Here is a 17,437-nt window from a genome sequence, read left to right as displayed (position 1 = left end):
ATTTGATCTTAACCTACAGTTTTGGTTAAAAAGTGTAGTAAAATTACGCTAATTTAGTTTCCAAAGTTACTTTGAAATTTGACGAGGTCATCACTATGACAGCTAAGAAGCCTATGGCTCTAGTTATTCTTGACGGTTACGGTCACCGTGAAGATACAGCAAGCAACGCAATCGCAAACGCGAAAACTCCTTTCCTAGACAGCCTGTTTGCTAATAAACCAAACACTCTAATCTCTGCTTCTGGCATGGATGTTGGCCTACCTGACGGTCAAATGGGTAACTCAGAAGTTGGCCACACTAACATCGGCGCAGGCCGCGTGGTATACCAAGACCTAACTCGCATCACTAAATCTATTGCTGACGGTGAGTTTGCTGAAACTCCAGCTATCGTAGAAGCGATTGAATCAGCGGTTAAAGCGGACAAAGCAGTCCACATCATGGGTCTAATGTCTCCAGGTGGCGTACACTCTCACGAAGATCACATCTACGCAGCCGTTGAAATGGCAGCGGCACGTGGCGCAGAGAAGATTTACCTGCACTGCTTCCTAGACGGCCGTGACACTCCGCCACGCAGCGCAGAAAACTCACTAAAGCGCTTTGACGAGCTATTCGCTAAACTAGGCAAAGGCCGTGTGGCTTCTCTAGTTGGTCGTTACTACGCTATGGACCGTGACAACAACTGGGATCGCGTACAAGTTGCTTACGATCTTCTAACTCAAGCGAAAGCAGAATTCACGTTCGATTCAGCTGTAGCAGGCCTTGAAGCGGCTTACGCTCGTGACGAAAACGATGAGTTTGTTAAAGCAACAGCAATCAAAGCAGAAGGTCAAGAAGATGCAGTAATCGCAGACGGCGATGCAGTAATCTTCATGAACTATCGTGCTGACCGTGCTCGTCAAATCACTCGTACTTTCGTACCTGCATTTGATGGCTTTGAGCGCGCTGTATTCCCTGCAATAAACTTCGTGATGCTAACGCAATACGCAGCGGACATCCCACTAGCGATCGCATTCCCACCAGCATCTCTAGAAAATACTTACGGTGAGTGGCTATCTAAGCAAGGTAAAACTCAGCTACGTATCTCTGAAACTGAGAAATACGCTCACGTAACTTTCTTCTTCAACGGTGGTGTTGAGAACGAATTTGAAGGCGAAGAGCGTCAACTTGTTGCTTCACCAAAAGTAGCAACTTACGACCTACAGCCAGAGATGAGCTCAGCTGAACTGACTGAGAAGATGGTTGCAGCTATCAAGTCTGGTAAGTACGACACCATCATCTGTAACTACCCGAACCCAGATATGGTTGGCCACACTGGCGTTTACGAAGCAGCCGTTCAAGCAATTGAAGCAATGGACGAATGTGTAGCTAAAGTAACAGCAGCTATCGAAGAAGTCGGTGGTCAAATGCTGATCACTGCTGACCACGGTAACGCAGAGATGATGGTAGACCCAGAAACAGGTGGCACGCACACTGCGCACACCAACCTACCAGTGCCGCTAGTCTACGTTGGTGACAAAGATGTTGAGTTCAAAGAAGGCGGTAAACTGTCTGACCTAGCACCAACAATGCTAGCGCTAACAGGTCTAGAAATCCCAGCAGAAATGACTGGTACGGTTCTTGTGAAGTAAACCTTCTGGAATGACGAATACAAACCCGAGCTTTGCTCGGGTTTTTTGTGCCCACCGATTTAGTGCGCTTGAATTAGAACATGGTCCATTCAAGCAATAACGAGATTGACGACCTGCAACTTTTCACATTCTCCTTTCTTCCTCACAAAAGGTTTGGGTATACTGTTTTTTCTCAAAGACATGGCTCAGATAGGATATAGATAGTGATTCGACCAAGGACTGTTTCTGCGTATTTCACGTTGTGCGCGCTTGGGTTCATCCTTTCCCTGAGTTCCACCTCTATCAGCTATGCTGCCTCAGACGCAGAACTGAAGGGCGTGAGCGGTGAAATATCGCGCCAAAAACAATCCTTAAGTAGCCAACAGAAAAAACTCGACGACCTGCAAAAGTCACTCCGCAATCAGGAAACCACAATTGCACGTTTACGCAGTGATATCAAAAAGACGAAAGCATCACTCGATCAAACCAATCAGAACATTGAGTCCCTGCAAGAGAACATCTCGCGCTTAGAGGCGCAGAAGAAAGCGCAAAGCGACAAGCTTGCAGAGTTAGTCCAGACCTATTACATCACCCAACGCGCTAAATCCTCTTCTAACATACTCAATCATGGTGTCGAAGAAGATAGGATCAGTCAGTATTTTCAACACTTAGCCAAACAACGCGCTGAGACAATTCATGAGCTAGAGCAAACGGTCGAGCAACTTGAACTCAGCCATCAGCAACTCAAACTTGAGCAACAAGAGATAACGGCACTCCTAACGCAACAAACCCAAAAAAGCGATCAATTAACAAAAACGCAATCGCAGCGCAAAGGAACGGTCTCGAAAATTAAGAAGAGCATTTCAAACGACAAAGTGTACCTGTCAGAACTTCAGCGCAATGAAACTCGCCTAAAAGCAGAAATCGCCAAAGCCGCGAAGCGAAATGCGGTGCCTATGGACGGTTTAGCTCGCCAAAAAGGCAAACTGCCTTGGCCGGTCAAAGGTAGAGTGCTACATAATTACGGGACAAAACAAACTGGCCAACTTAACTGGAAAGGTATGGTCATCAACGCCAACTATGGTCAGTCAGTGAAAGCCGTCTATTCAGGCACGGTGGTCTTTGCGGATTATCTACGTGGCTATGGCTTGGTTGTTTTGCTCGACCACGGCAAAGGCGATATGACGCTATACGGCTTTAATCAAAGCCTGCTAAAGAAAGAAGGCGACAAGGTCACTGCGGGGGAAACCATCGCCCTAGCTGGAGATACTGGCGGACAATCAAGACCATCACTCTACTTTGAAATTCGCCGAAACAGCAAAACCCAAAACCCTAAATCGTGGTTAACCCGCTAATTCACTTAAATGGACTGGCCGCGATAGTAAGCCTCAACAATCTCAATAAAGTGCTCAAGCTGCTCTTTAGGTAAAGCGTTCACACCGGCGGCGGCGGCGCGACCACCGCCAGTGAGGAACTGAGAACAAATATCTCCTGCACCTTGCTTGTTATTCAATGGTGCTCTCAATGAGACGGTATACGTTCCATCACTGTTTTGGGTCATTACGGCATGCGCGCAATCGGGAGATTGATTGGCTAAGAGATTGCCATACACGCCACTGATTCTTCTTGAGGCTGCACAATTAGGCAATTCGAACACTCCTAACACCTCACTTTGATATTGCGCTTCGGTCGTTAACGCTAGGTCCATATCCTGCTGATACGCTGACTGAAGTACGTAGAATGGCGATGATTTGTCAGCAAGCAACGCAAAGGGGGTATCATAAGCTAACAGCGCTTTAAAAAGATCATCCGGAGCATAATGAAGATCGCCAACATTCGCGCCATATCCATTGTAGTTGATCAGGGTTCCTAGCTCTTTGAGTTGCGCTTTCTCCAAGACGCTCAAACCCGCCTTGTCAGCCAGTTGATCCGCTTTAGCTACCAGATTGTCACCATATGCAGCGGTAATCGCCCAAGTATGGAAGCGGCCGTTTAGCAGCTCATCGACTATCAGTGCGGTACAAGTGTTTGCGTCCAGGTCAATATGCGCCTCTAGATGCGGATGGTCAGGAATCTCTCCTGCTTTGTGGTGATCCGCGTAAAACACTCGAACGCCGCTAGCCAACGCCTGACGAAGTTCAGCATGATTCTGAGCCATAGAGATATCAAGAACGGTAAGAGTATCACCAGCAGATACCGACAACGTCTTTAGCAGTTGAACATCTCGCTTAACTCCCGTCACTAACGTGGATTCCATGGGCTGAGCCAAGCGCAGTTGCAACAGAGCGATGATGCCATCCGCATCGCCATTAAAAACATCGTAGTGCATAGAATAAACCCATCAAAGTATCTGACTACACTTTAATGGGTTCAAAAACTGAGGACAATTTGAATTGGTTATATCTTAGGTAAGATTCGATGCGAGACAAGCACTTATGCGTGGATTGCTTTTACTCCATCTTCTAGCAACTGTAACTGCTCAAGACCTTGTTCAGTCGCTTTGGGCTTCACCACAGCGATCATTTGCAACATACCTTGGTGGATGACTTGCTCCGTGATTTGAGTCTTTGGTGACATCGCGGCTTGATAGCCCAACCAACTGCACGCGATAAGATGCAGTGTCGTCACGAGAGGCTTCATTTCGCTCTCTTCGACATTCAGCAGCTCCAACCCGACAAAGACTCGCATAATGTTAACTAGATTGGTTTGTAACTTTTCCTGTACCTGAATGTATTCCTCATGCAACTGTTCGTCTCGCTGCAGAATCTCTGGCAAGTTGGCGTAAAAGAATCGGTATTTCCACATCAAAGTAAAAATAGAATTCAGATAATGCTTCAGCATCACTAGACTTTCCTGCTGAGCTTGGATTGGGGTGAAGCGCTCTAGAAGCTCATTCGAATAAAGTGCAAAAATCTCGCGGACGATCTCTTGCTTGTTGCGGAAGTGGTAATAAAGGTTTCCCGGACTGATGTCGATATGCGCAGCAATGTGATTCGTGGTGATGTTACGTTCACCGTGTTGATTGAATAGTTCTAATGCTGCCAACACTATTTTGTCGCGTGTTTTCATTATTATTCCGTACCCTCTTCCATTTCTCTTGTGCAGTATAGCGGTTAGTGTAACCCATAACAAAAAAGCGCCTGGTCATATCAGGCGCTTTCAATCAGTTACTTAGTTATTTGTGGTACGGCTTAGATAGCTCATGTACGGCTTCAACAAACACGCCTGCGTTTTCTGGCGGAACATCTAAGTGGATACCGTGGCCGAGGTTAAATACATGGCCTGTACCTGCATCACCAAACCCTTCAAGGATTGTCGCAACTTCCTCACGAATACGTTCTGGCGATGCGTACAACATAGATGGATCCATATTGCCTTGCAGTGCCACTTTATCGCCAACACGCTTCACCGCATCTTGGATATTGATTGTCCAGTCTAGACCAACTGCATCACAGCCCGTTGCTGCGATCTGCTCAAGCCACATACCACCATTCTTAGTGAATAGGGTAACAGGAACACGACGACCGTCGTTTTCACGGATTAGACCGTCGACAATCTTGTGCATGTATTGCAGCGAGAATAGGTTGTAGTCACGGGGAGTCAGCACGCCACCCCAAGTATCAAATACCATCACAGATTGCGCCCCCGCTTTGATCTGTGCGTTTAAGTACTCAATCACGCTGTCTGCTAGCTTATCTAGAAGTAGGTGCAGCGTTTGTGGCTCAGCGTACATCATCTTTTTGATCTTAGTGAAAGCCTTAGAGCTACCACCTTCAACCATGTAAGTCGCGAGCGTCCAAGGGCTACCAGAGAAACCGATCAATGGGACATCACCGTTCAGATCTTTACGGATCTGACGCACAGCGTTCATTACGTACTTCAGTTCACCTTCAGGATCGGGAATACCGATCTTTTCAACGTCCGCTTTACAGGTAATTGGCTTGTCGAATACTGGCCCTTCACCGGCAGCAAAACGAAGCTCAAGGCCCATTGCATCTGGGATAGTCAGAATATCAGAGAATAGAATCGCAGCATCCAAAGGAAAACGACGCAGTGGCTGAAGAGTTACCTCTGACGCGAGCTCAGCGTTTTTACACAGTGACATAAAATCACCGGCTTCAGCGCGCGTTGCTTTATATTCTGGAAGGTATCGACCTGCTTGGCGCATCATCCATACTGGTGTGTAATCGACTGGCTGCTTGAGCAGAGCGCGCAGGTAACGATCATTTTTTAATTCTGTCATTCCGTATATCCGATTCTTTAGACTCACTTTTTGTGGCCGTTATTCTAACACTGTTTGGCTCGCAAAAGCTGTGTGCTTTGCAACCTAGATCAAGTTATTAACTATAAAATCAGTGCTTAATTTGCACCCATTCAGTAAGGGTGTTAAAAATTTGTTTGCTAGCGAAAACTACAATTATAAACCGAGCACTCAGTGCTTGGCATCTCATAACGACATCTTACTTACCCCCTCCTTCATGGAGGGTTTTTTTTGCCTATTTTTCAAGACTCTAAGTCATTTATTAGCTGACATGTTGTTTCAATAAGTTCACGAGCAATCGTCCCTTTGGGGGCGACTGGCGGCATATCGTTAGGGTGGAACCAACGAGCATCACTCAGCTCACTATAATCCGGCTTTAACGTGCCAGATTGATAATCGGCAAGAAATCCCATCATCATACTGGATGGAAACGCCCATGGCTGACTGCCAACGTAGCGAATGTTGGTCACCTCAATACCGGTTTCTTCTTTGACTTCGCGGGCAACACATTGCTCTAGGGTTTCTCCTACCTCCAAGAAGCCCGCAATGACGGTATACATACCATTACGATGCCTTGGATGTTGGGCAAGCAGCAGTTGGCTGTCTTTACGGACAGCAACGATGATGCATGGAAAAATTCTTGGATAATGCAATGTCCGACAATCCCCACATTGCATGGCTAGTTGATTGTGATTGAGGTGATTACGGCCTCCACATTGAGGACAAAAGCGCATTGATTGGTTCATATGGCCATATTGAATGGCTTTGCTCATGAGCAAAAACAAGGGCTCAGGAAAATGCAAACAATCTCGCAGTGACGTTAGCACATAGTCGCAGCTCAAATCCGCTTCATTAAGCCACATCACTGGTATCCTTTCATAGACGCCCACTTCAGTGGCAAGCTCTAGAGGTAGATCTAATTCATGGCTGCTGCCTTTGGGTAATCTTCCGTCTAACAACCAAATGTCACTCCCAGACACAACACACCAGTAACAGTTATGTATAGGGTTGATGTCACCTTTATTTAACATTGTCCATCCTCTTCACTTGCAGTCAAACCATTTTACTGGCAATCTAAATTCATACCAGAGTTTGTAGTAAGGCAATTTTCTGGCTATAAATTCTAGTAAGGACAAGAGGTTGTATCTCTAGAACAGCTTTGTTACTACAAAGCGTAATGATCACCGGAGTGTGATCCGATCATGAGGGCATGGTCATGCTAAATAAACTAAAAAGAACACAAGAACAGTGGGGTGGCTCAAGTGAAGTCATTGACCATTGGCTAGAAACTCGACAATCACTGATTGTTGAATACTGTAAACTCGGTTCTCTCCAGCCCGTCAATGGGCACAGTAACGTGGTTGAGCTCCCTTCTCCTAAGCAAATTAGCTCTTTTTGCGACCACGTTGTCGACTACATCTCCGAAGGCCATTTCAAAATTTACGACATGGTAATGGAAAAGTGGCAAGCTACCGGCTTTAAGACAAACAACGAGATTGATGCCGCCTACGCTAAGATTGTACTCACTACCGACCCACTTTTGGAATTCAACGACAAGTACGTTAATGTCAGCGCAGAAGATGAACTGCCTGACTTCGAAGCCGACATGTCCTCAGTTGGTGAAGTATTAGAAATGCGTTTTGAGGTAGAAGACAGCTTAATTCAGTTGATCGCTGACAGCTTAGCCATCCCTCCGGGCGCATAACCAGGAAAATAACTTGCCATCACGACGGGTTAACGTAAACACGTTGACCCTATGCTTTTTGCCTACAGGCATAGCTATCAGCAACAAAAGTCCCATGATATAGACACAAAAAAGGCACCCGAAGGTGCCTTTTGTCATTTCTTTATCTGCGATTACTCGTCAGATGAGAAACCTGCGTTAAGCAGTGCTGCAAGGTTGTCTGTTGCTTGTTCAGCTGAAGGACCTTCTTGCTCTTCTACACGCTTAGCTTGACGCTCTTGGTGGTATGCGAAACCTGTACCTGCTGGGATTAGACGACCAACAATTACGTTTTCTTTCAGACCACGTAGCTCATCACGCTTACCAGAAACCGCGGCTTCTGTTAGTACGCGAGTTGTCTCCTGGAACGATGCCGCAGAGATGAACGATTCAGTCGCTAGAGACGCCTTCGTGATACCTAGTAGTTCGCGTTCGAAGCGTGCTGGCTCTTTGCCTTCTGCTTCTAGTTGACGGTTAGCAACTTTAACGTTCGCGTATTCAACCTGCTCACCGGCTAGGAACTCAGAGTCACCAGCAAATGTGATTGTACACTTACGTAGCATCTGACGAACGATAGTCTCAATGTGCTTATCGTTAATCTTAACGCCTTGCAGACGGTATACTTCTTGAACTTCGTTCGCGATGTATTCAGTCACAGCGTGTACACCACGTAGACGTAGAATGTCATGTGGAGACTCTGGACCATCCGCAATTACGTCACCACACTCAACTTTTTCGCCTTCGAAAACGTTAAGCTGACGATGCTTAGGAATCATCTCTTCGTACGCTTCACCACTCTCTTGAGTGATAACTAGACGACGCTTACCTTTGGTCTCTTTACCGAAGCTAACAGTACCCGTCTTCTCAGCAAGGATCGCAGGCTCTTTTGGCTTACGTGCTTCGAATAGGTCCGCAACGCGTGGAAGACCACCGGTGATATCTTTGTTACCACCAGACTTCTGAGGAATACGTGCAAGTGTATCACCCACACCTACTTCTGCGCCGTCTTCGATGTTCACGATCGCTTTACCAGGTAGGAAGTAGTGAGCTGGCATTTCAGTACCAGGAATCATTACGTCGTTGCCTGCTGCATCAACAAGTTTGATAGCTGGACGCATATCTTTACCTGCAGATGGGCGAGCTGCTGCGTCAGTTACTTCGCTTGAAGATAGACCTGTTAGGTCATCTGTTTGGCGAGAAACTGTAACACCGTCGATCATGTCTACGAACTGGATGCGACCTGCCACTTCAGTGATGATTGGCATAGTGTGCGCTTCCCAGTTAGCTACTGTTTCACCAGCTTCAACTGCGTCGTTGTCGCCTTTAGACAGTAGAGAACCGTAAGGCAGTTTGTGCTTCTCTTTCGTACGACCGAACTCATCAATGATAGTTAGTTCAGAAGCACGAGAAGTGATAACAAGCTTACCGTCTTTGTTCGTTACGAACTTCGCGTTGTGAAGTTTAACAGTACCTGTGTTCTTAGCTTGGATGCTGTTCTCTGCTGCTGCAGTAGATGCTGCACCACCGATGTGGAACGTACGCATCGTTAGCTGTGTACCTGGTTCACCGATAGACTGAGCAGCGATAACACCTACTGCTTCACCTTGGTTCACTAGGTGACCACGTGCTAGGTCACGGCCGTAACACTGAGCACAACAACCGAAGTCTGTGTCACATGTTACAACTGAGCGCACTTTCATGCTGTCTACAGAGTTTTCTTCCATGATCTGACACCACTTCTCATCAATTAGAGTATTACGTGGGATCAGAACATCTTCAGTACCTGGCTTAAGAACGTCTTCAGCAACTACACGACCAAGAGCAAGTTCAGTAAGAGCAACCTTAACATCACCACCCTCGATGTGAGGCATCATGTGAACGCCTTCGTGAGTGCCACAGTCGTGCTCTGTAACTACAACGTCTTGAGCAACGTCTACTAGACGACGAGTCAGGTAACCCGAGTTCGCTGTTTTCAGTGCCGTATCCGCAAGCCCCTTACGAGCACCGTGCGTTGAGATAAAGTACTGAAGTACGTTTAGACCTTCTTTAAAGTTCGCAGTAATCGGCGTTTCGATGATTGAACCATCTGGACGCGCCATCAGACCACGCATACCTGCAAGCTGACGAATCTGAGCTGCAGAACCACGAGCGCCCGAGTCAGCCATCATGTAGATGCTGTTGAATGACTCTTGCTGCTCTTCGTCACCGTCGCGGTTAACAACAGTTTCAGAAGATAGGTTCTCCATCATCGCTTTCGCTACGCGATCGTTGGTCGATGCCCAAATATCGATCACTTTGTTGTAGCGCTCACCCGCAGTTACAAGACCCGATTGGTACTGTTCTTGAATTTCGCGAACTTCTGCTTCCGCTTCTTCGATCTCAGTGTACTTAGCTGCAGGTACAACCATATCGTCGATACCAACAGAGACACCAGAAAGTGCCGCGTAAGCGAAACCTGTGTACATGATTTGGTCAGCGAAGATTACCGTGTCTTTAAGACCTAGCTTACGGTACGCCTCGTTAAGTAGGTGAGAGATCTGCTTCTTACCTAGCTTTTGGTTAACGATGCTGTACGGAAGACCTGCTGGCACGATTTGCCATAGCATTGCACGACCGATAGTTGTATCAACCATCTTAGTCTCAGTTGTGCTGTTGCCATCTTCGTCTTTAACAGTCTCAGTGATACGAACTTTAACTCGAGCGTGTAGCTCCGCAGTCTTAGTACGGTATGCCTTCTCAGCCTCAGCTGGGCTAGCAAGGTACATACCTTCGCCTTTCACGTTGATCTTGTCACGAGTCATGTAGTAAAGACCCAATACAACGTCCTGAGAAGGTACGATAATCGGATCACCTGACGCTGGCGACAGAATGTTATTTGTCGACATCATCAGTGTACGAGCTTCAAGCTGTGCTTCTAGAGTTAGAGGCACGTGAACCGCCATTTGGTCACCATCGAAGTCGGCGTTGTATGCCGCACACACTAGTGGGTGTAGCTGGATCGCTTTACCTTCGATCAGTACTGGTTCGAACGCCTGGATACCTAGACGGTGAAGTGTAGGTGCACGGTTCAATAGTACTGGGTGTTCACGGATTACTTCGTCTAGGATATCCCAAACAACCGCTTCTTCACGCTCTACCATCTTCTTAGCAGCTTTGATTGTCGTCGCAAGACCACGAGTCTCTAGCTTGCTGTAGATAAATGGTTTGAATAGCTCAAGTGCCATCTTCTTAGGAAGACCACACTGGTGCAGACGAAGGTATGGACCTACTGTGATAACAGAACGGCCAGAGTAGTCTACACGCTTACCTAGAAGGTTCTGACGGAAACGACCTTGCTTACCCTTGATCATATCAGCAAGAGATTTCAGAGGACGTTTGTTCGAACCTGTGATCGCACGACCGCGACGACCGTTATCTAGAAGTGCATCAACAGACTCTTGCAGCATACGTTTTTCGTTACGTACGATGATGTCCGGAGCAGCTAGCTCTAGAAGACGCTTCAAACGGTTGTTACGGTTGATTACGCGACGGTATAGGTCGTTCAGATCAGAAGTCGCAAAGCGACCGCCGTCTAGTGGTACTAGAGGACGTAGATCTGGCGGAAGTACCGGAAGCACAGTTAGGATCATCCACTCTGGGTTGTTACCAGATTGAACAAACGCTTCAACAAGCTTCAGACGCTTAGTGATTTTCTTACGCTTAGTCTCTGAGTTAGTAGACTGAAGCTCTTCACGCATTTCTTCGATTTCAGCAGGAAGATCCATAGACGCAAGTAGGTCTTTGATCGCTTCCGCACCCATCTTAGCCGTGAATTCATCACCCCACTCTTCTAGACGATCCAGATACTCTTCTTCAGTAAGCATCTGAGATTTTTCTAGATCTGTCATACCTGGTTCAGTTACTACGTACATTTCGAAGTAAAGAACACGTTCGATATCACGTAGAGGGATATCCATTAGTAGACCGATACGAGACGGTAGTGATTTTAGGAACCAGATGTGAGCAACTGGTGATGCAAGCTCGATGTGGCCCATGCGGTCACGACGAACTTTAGTTTGTGTAACTTCAACGCCACACTTCTCACAGATAACGCCACGATGTTTCAGACGCTTGTATTTGCCACAAAGACATTCGTAGTCTTTTACTGGACCAAAGATACGCGCACAGAACAGACCATCACGCTCAGGCTTGAACGTACGATAGTTGATCGTTTCAGGTTTTTTAACTTCACCGAAAGACCATGAACGGATCATGTCTGGTGAAGATAGACCGATTTTGATTGCATCAAATTCTTCGGTCTTATGCTGCGCTTTTAGAAAGTTTAATAAGTCTTTCACAATCAGCTCCTGTAAGGAGTTAAAAGGAGCTCACCCGCAAAAGTGAGCACCTTCTACCAAATAATCTCTTTTTCTATTTAGAAAGAAGGGATTACTCTTCGTCTTCTAGCTCGATGTTGATACCTAGCGAGCGAATCTCTTTCAACAATACGTTGAACGATTCTGGCATACCAGGTTCCATGCTGTGGTTACCATCTACGATGTTCTTATACATCTTAGTACGGCCGTTAACGTCATCCGACTTAACGGTTAGCATTTCTTGAAGCGTGTAAGCAGCACCGTATGCTTCTAGTGCCCATACTTCCATCTCACCGAAACGCTGACCACCGAACTGAGCTTTACCACCAAGTGGTTGCTGAGTTACTAGGCTGTACGAACCAGTTGAACGAGCGTGCATCTTGTCATCAACAAGGTGGTTCAGTTTCAGCATGTACATGTAACCAACAGTTACTGGACGCTCAAACTCGTCACCTGTGCGACCATCAAACAGCTTAAGCTGACCTGATTCTGGCAGATCACCTAGTTTCAGAAGCTCTTTGATTGATTGCTCAGAAGCACCGTCAAATACTGGAGTCGCGATCGGTAGACCACCACGTAGGTTCTTGATCAGCGTACGAACTTCATCATCAGATAGAGACGCTACGTCTACTTTCTGACGAGTATCACCAAGATCGTAAACCTTCTGTAGGAAGTCACGGAACTTAGCAAGCTCTTGCTGCTCTTTCACCATCTGGTTGATCTTGTCACCGATACCTTTCGCTGCCAGACCTAAGTGTACTTCTAGGATCTGACCGATGTTCATACGCGAAGGTACACCTAGTGGGTTTAGTACGATGTCAACCGGCTGACCTTTCTCATCGTAAGGCATGTCTTCAACAGGGTTGATTTTAGAGATTACACCCTTGTTACCGTGACGACCCGCCATCTTATCACCAGGCTGGATACGACGTTTAACCGCTAGGTAAACCTTAACGATCTTCAGTACGCCAGGTGCTAGATCATCACCTTGAGTGATCTTGCGACGCTTAGTTTCGAATTTCTTATCGAAGTCAGCTTTTAGCTCATCCCACTGCTCAGCAAGTTGCTCAAGCTGTGACTGTTGCGCATCGTCTTCAAGCGTTAGCTCTAGCCACTTCTTACGATCGATAGAGTCTAGTTTCGCTTCAGTGTAACCACCGTCGATTAGTACAGCTTTAACACGGTTTAGAAGGCCTCCCTCAAGAATCTGGAATTCTTCAGTTAGGTCTTTCTTCGCTTCTTTAAGCTGCATCTGTTCAATTTCAAGTGCACGTTTGTCTTTTTCAACACCGTCACGAGTAAATACTTGAACGTCGATGATCGTACCTGATACAGAGTTTGGTACGCGTAGAGACGTATCTTTAACGTCTGACGCTTTCTCACCGAAGATAGCACGTAGTAGCTTCTCTTCAGGAGTTAGCTGAGTTTCACCTTTAGGCGTTACTTTACCTACAAGGATGTCACCGCCTTTCACTTCCGCACCAATGTAAACGATACCTGACTCGTCTAGTTTAGACAGAGCAGACTCACCTACGTTTGGAATGTCAGCTGTGATTTCTTCAGCACCAAGCTTAGTATCACGCGCCACACAAGATAGCTCTTGAATGTGGATCGTAGTGAAACGGTCTTCTTGAACTACGCGCTCAGATACTAAGATCGAGTCTTCGAAGTTGTAACCGTTCCAAGGCATGAATGCGATACGCATGTTCTGACCAAGCGCTAGCTCACCAAGGTCTGTTGAAGGACCATCAGCAAGAACGTCGCCACGTGCTACTGGTTCACCTGGCATCACACATGGACGCTGGTTGATACACGTGTTTTGGTTAGAACGAGTGTATTTAGTTAGGTTGTAGATATCGATACCTGCTTCACCAGGGATCAACTCGTCTTCGTTAACTTTAACAACGATGCGAGAAGCATCTACAGACTGGATTACACCACCACGTTTCGCTACTGCTGTAACACCAGAGTCAACTGCGATGTTACGCTCAATACCAGTACCAACTAGAGGCTTATCAGCCTTAAGTGTTGGAACTGCCTGACGTTGCATGTTAGCACCCATCAATGCACGGTTCGCATCATCGTGTTCTAGGAACGGGATAAGCGATGCAGCGATAGATACAACCTGGTTAGTTGCAACATCCATGTAGTCAACATGTTCGCGTGGGTGTAGGCCAGATTCACCTTTCTGACGAGCAGTGATTAGCTCTTCAGAGAATGTACCTTCTTCAGTAAGAACAGTGTTCGCCTGAGCGATAACGTACTGACCTTCCTGAATAGCAGATAGGTAATCTACTTCGTCTGTTACTACGCCATCTACTACGCGACGGTATGGAGTCTCTAGGAAACCGTACTCGTTACAACGTGCAAACGCAGATAGAGAGTTGATCAGACCGATGTTTGGACCTTCCGGCGTTTCGATAGGACATAGACGGCCGTAGTGAGTTACGTGTACGTCTCGAACTTCGAAGCCAGCGCGTTCACGAGTTAGACCGCCAGGACCCAATGCAGAAATACGACGCTTGTGCGTTACTTCTGATAACGGGTTATTTTGGTCCATGAACTGTGAAAGCTGTGAAGAGCCAAAGAATTCTTTAACCGCAGCAGAGATCGGCTTAGCGTTGATAAGATCTTGAGGCATGATTGCATCAAGGTCACCAAGGCTTAGACGTTCTTTAACAGCACGTTCAACACGTACTAGACCAACGCGGAATTGGTTTTCTGCCATTTCGCCAACAGAACGGATACGACGGTTACCTAGGTGGTCGATATCGTCCACTTCACCGATGCCGTTTCGGATAGCGATAAGCTTCTTCATCACTTCAACGATATCAGTTTCGTCAAGTGTGCCTTGCTCTTGAGCATCTTCACGTTCGATAGAGCTGTTGAACTTCATACGACCAACAGTCGATAGATCGTAACGCTCTTCAGAGAAGAATAGGCTTTCGAATAGTGCTTCAGCAGCTTCTTTCGTTGGCGGCTCGCCCGGGCGCATCATGCGGTAGATTTCTACCAGTGCAGAAATACGATCAACAGTGCTGTCGATACGTAGTGTTTCTGACATGAACGGACCGTGGTCTAGATCGTTCGTAAATAGAACTTCTAGTGCTTTATGGCCAGCTTGCGAAAGGTTCGCTAGTGCTTCAAGACTGATCTCTTGGTTTGCACCAACAATGATCTCACCAGTCGCTTCGTTGATGTAATCTTTCGATGCAACTTTGCCTACGATGTACTCAACAGGTACTTCGATATGATCAACGCCATCTTTTTCAAGCTGACGGATGTGGCGAGCAGTTACACGACGACCAGTTTCAACGTAAACTTTGCCGTTTGCTTCGATATCGAATGACGCAGTTTCACCACGTAGACGATCAGGAACAAGCTCCATAAGCAGAGTTTGATCTTTAACTTCGAAGTTCACCTTCTCAAAGAAGATGTCCAGGATCTCTTCTGTCGTCTTACCTAGTGCGCGAAGAATGATAGATGCTGGTAGCTTACGACGGCGGTCGATACGTACGTATAGGTTATCCTTAGGATCAAACTCGAAATCAAGCCATGAACCACGGTAAGGAATAACACGTGCGTTATAAAGAACTTTACCTGATGAGTGGGTCTTACCCTTATCGCTGTCGAAGAATACGCCAGGGCTTCTGTGCAGCTGGGATACGATAACCCTCTCGGTACCATTGATTACGAAGGTACCATTGTCTGTCATAAGCGGAATTTCGCCCATGTAGACTTCTTGTTCTTTAATATCTTTTACAGTACCTGCTGGCGCGTCTTTATCAAAGATAACTAGGCGTAGTTTAACGCGTAGAGGTTTTGAATAAGTTACGCCGCGGATTTGACATTCTTTAACATCAAAAACTGGCTCACCAAGACGGTAGCTAACGTATTGCAGCTCGGAATTGCCGTTGTAGCTCTGAATTGGAAATACAGAACGGAAAGCAGCTTCAAGACCGTATTGACCTTCAGGATCCTGTTCGATGAATTTTTCGAACGAATCGAGCTGGATCGATAGCAGGTATGGAATGTCCAAAACTTGTGGACGAGTACCAAAGTCCTTACGGATGCGCTTTTTCTCGGTATAAGAGTAAACCATGGGGTTCCTCAGCTCGCTGATAAGTGACCCAAACTGTCTCCAATCGTTATGAGACAGTGACTGAACAACTGTTTAACTGTAGTGACATTTCGTTAAGAGATAATGAAATGTTTTTTGCTTGGAGGTAGGCGCCTAAACAGCGGAAAAATCACCTAACCCCTACAGCGCAAAAAGGCCGGTGGTTATAAAACCACCAGCCATAGCCGTTAGGCTAAGAAGCTTAAGTAATAATTACTTAACAACAACAGTTGCGCCAGCTTCTTCTAGCTGAGCTTTAAGAGCTTCAGCTTCGTCTTTCTCGATGCCTTCTTTAAGAGGTGCTGGAGCACCGTCTACTAGAGCTTTAGCTTCTTTAAGACCTAGGCCGGTTGCGCCACGTACTGCTTTGATTACAGCAACTTTGTTACCGCCAGCAGATTCTAGGATAACGTCGAATTCAGTTTGCTCAGCAGCAGCTTCGCCTGCAGCAGCACCGCCAGCTACAACAGCAGCAGCAGCAGAAACACCGAATTTCTCTTCCATTGCTTCGATTAGTTCAACAACTTGCATTACAGACATTTCTGCAACTGCGTCTAGGATTTGCTCGTTAGTGATAGACATAACAATTCTCTTTTAAATCAACAATAAGTTTAAATAGCAACCAGTGAAAAGCAAGGCTTAAGCAGCAGCTTCTTCTTTTTGGTCGCGTAGTGCAGCGATAGTACGTACCAGCTTGCCTGCAGAAGCTTCTTTCATGCACATCATTAGGCGTGCGATAGCTTCGTCGTAAGTTGGTAGTGTCGCTAGTACTTCAGCGTCAGTTAGCGCGCCTTCAAATGCAGCAGCTTTGATCTCGAAGTCTTTGTTCTCTTTAGCGAAGTCTTTGAAAAGACGCGCTGCAGCACCTGGGTGCTCGTTAGAGAATGCGATTAGAGTAGGACCAGTGAAAGTGTCAGTTAGACACTCGTAGTCTGTACCTTCAACCGCACGACGCATAAGCGTGTTACGAACAACACGTACATAAACACCCGCTTCACGAGCTTGTTTACGTAGTGAAGTCATAGCACCAACTTCTACGCCACGAGAGTCAGCTACAACTGCAGAAAGTGCACCACTGGCAGCTTCGTTGACTTCAGCAACAATTGCTTTTTTGTCTTGAAGGTTTAAAGCCATCTTGGATTTACTCCTGGTTGTCGTTACACCACTCACTATCATCACGACAGTGAGAGTTATTGAGGTGCTTCCCAGAAGAAAGTTAACTATTTACATAGAGCTTTCTGTCAGTTCGGGCACCATCTACGTAGGAAAATTAAGCCATCTTTTGTAGAACAAAGTCAGACACCTACGGTCTTGGACGGAGACTGGGTCATAATTCAGACTAAATTCTAAACGAATTTAATGAACCAAAGT

At 46.4% G+C, this 17,437-nt stretch carries 11 protein-coding genes; 3 read left to right on the top strand and 8 right to left on the bottom strand.

Annotation, left to right across the window (positions count from 1 at the left end):
* Positions 1–95: 95 nt before the first annotated feature.
* Entirely contained in the window at positions 96–1,628 is a 1,533-nt protein-coding gene (gene gpmM / locus OH458_RS12245) for a 2,3-bisphosphoglycerate-independent phosphoglycerate mutase (RefSeq protein ID WP_269978540.1), read from the top strand.
* 257 nt (positions 1,629–1,885) lie between these two features.
* Positions 1,886–2,962: a murein hydrolase activator EnvC family protein gene (locus tag OH458_RS12240; RefSeq protein ID WP_443088519.1), complete on the top strand. Its 1,077-nt coding sequence runs from the start codon at positions 1,886–1,888 to the stop codon at positions 2,960–2,962.
* Between the two features lie 5 nt (positions 2,963–2,967).
* On the opposite strand, the gene OH458_RS12235 is transcribed toward OH458_RS12240, so the two are convergent.
* The 4 genes from OH458_RS12235 to nudC all read right to left on the bottom strand — a co-directional run bounded on the left by OH458_RS12235 (position 2,968) and on the right by nudC (position 6,899).
* The gene (locus OH458_RS12235; protein ID WP_269978539.1) at positions 2,968–3,936 is read right to left on the bottom strand and encodes a DHHA1 domain-containing protein; all 969 of its coding nucleotides are present in this window, start codon (positions 3,934–3,936) and stop codon (positions 2,968–2,970) included.
* A gap of 104 nt (positions 3,937–4,040) precedes the next feature.
* Entirely contained in the window at positions 4,041–4,676 is a 636-nt protein-coding gene (locus OH458_RS12230; RefSeq protein WP_269978538.1) for a TetR/AcrR family transcriptional regulator, read from the bottom strand.
* Positions 4,677–4,782: 106 nt separating this feature from the next.
* Positions 4,783–5,850: a uroporphyrinogen decarboxylase gene (gene hemE / locus OH458_RS12225; RefSeq protein WP_005476295.1), complete on the bottom strand. Its 1,068-nt coding sequence runs from the start codon at positions 5,848–5,850 to the stop codon at positions 4,783–4,785.
* 260 nt (positions 5,851–6,110) lie between these two features.
* The gene (gene nudC, locus OH458_RS12220; protein WP_269978537.1) at positions 6,111–6,899 is read right to left on the bottom strand and encodes an NAD(+) diphosphatase; all 789 of its coding nucleotides are present in this window, start codon (positions 6,897–6,899) and stop codon (positions 6,111–6,113) included.
* 179 nt (positions 6,900–7,078) lie between these two features.
* Here nudC and OH458_RS12215 point away from each other — a divergent pair, with 179 nt between their 5' ends.
* Positions 7,079–7,573, top strand: a complete 495-nt coding sequence (locus OH458_RS12215; protein WP_005476304.1) for an Rsd/AlgQ family anti-sigma factor — start codon at positions 7,079–7,081, stop codon at positions 7,571–7,573.
* Positions 7,574–7,725: 152 nt separating this feature from the next.
* Here OH458_RS12215 and rpoC read toward each other — a convergent pair whose 3' ends face one another.
* From rpoC to rplJ, 4 genes are all read right to left on the bottom strand, one after another.
* Positions 7,726–11,928: a DNA-directed RNA polymerase subunit beta' gene (rpoC, locus tag OH458_RS12210; protein WP_269978536.1), complete on the bottom strand. Its 4,203-nt coding sequence runs from the start codon at positions 11,926–11,928 to the stop codon at positions 7,726–7,728.
* A 91-nt stretch (positions 11,929–12,019) separates the two neighbouring features.
* Positions 12,020–16,048 (bottom strand): DNA-directed RNA polymerase subunit beta, encoded by a 4,029-nt coding sequence (gene rpoB / locus OH458_RS12205; RefSeq protein WP_269978535.1) that lies wholly within the window; start codon positions 16,046–16,048, stop codon positions 12,020–12,022.
* Positions 16,049–16,279: 231 nt separating this feature from the next.
* Complete coding sequence (gene rplL / locus OH458_RS12200) at positions 16,280–16,648, bottom strand: 50S ribosomal protein L7/L12 (protein ID WP_005476299.1); 369 nt, start codon at positions 16,646–16,648, stop codon at positions 16,280–16,282.
* Between the two features lie 57 nt (positions 16,649–16,705).
* Positions 16,706–17,200 (bottom strand): 50S ribosomal protein L10, encoded by a 495-nt coding sequence (gene rplJ, locus OH458_RS12195; protein WP_004415880.1) that lies wholly within the window; start codon positions 17,198–17,200, stop codon positions 16,706–16,708.
* Positions 17,201–17,437 lie beyond the last annotated feature (237 nt).

This window comes from Vibrio sp. MarTm2, assembly GCF_027587055.1.
Classification (GTDB): Bacteria; Pseudomonadota; Gammaproteobacteria; order Enterobacterales; family Vibrionaceae; genus Vibrio; species Vibrio sinaloensis_D.
The sequence above is the reverse complement of the archived record's forward strand: the minus strand, read 5'-3'. Positions and strand labels throughout refer to the sequence as shown.

Coding starts and splice junctions, on each gene's coding strand:
- gpmM (WP_269978540.1), top strand. CDS start 96: ATGACAGCTAAGAAGCCTATGGCTCTAGTTATTCTTGACGGTTACGGT.
- OH458_RS12235 (WP_269978539.1), bottom strand. CDS start 3,936: ATGCACTACGATGTTTTTAATGGCGATGCGGATGGCATCATCGCTCTG.
- OH458_RS12230 (WP_269978538.1), bottom strand. CDS start 4,676: ATGAAAACACGCGACAAAATAGTGTTGGCAGCATTAGAACTATTCAAT.
- hemE (WP_005476295.1), bottom strand. CDS start 5,850: ATGACAGAATTAAAAAATGATCGTTACCTGCGCGCTCTGCTCAAGCAG.
- nudC (WP_269978537.1), bottom strand. CDS start 6,899: ATGTTAAATAAAGGTGACATCAACCCTATACATAACTGTTACTGGTGT.
- OH458_RS12215 (WP_005476304.1), top strand. CDS start 7,079: ATGGTCATGCTAAATAAACTAAAAAGAACACAAGAACAGTGGGGTGGC.
- rpoB (WP_269978535.1), bottom strand. CDS start 16,048: ATGGTTTACTCTTATACCGAGAAAAAGCGCATCCGTAAGGACTTTGGT.
- rplL (WP_005476299.1), bottom strand. CDS start 16,648: ATGTCTATCACTAACGAGCAAATCCTAGACGCAGTTGCAGAAATGTCT.
- rplJ (WP_004415880.1), bottom strand. CDS start 17,200: ATGGCTTTAAACCTTCAAGACAAAAAAGCAATTGTTGCTGAAGTCAAC.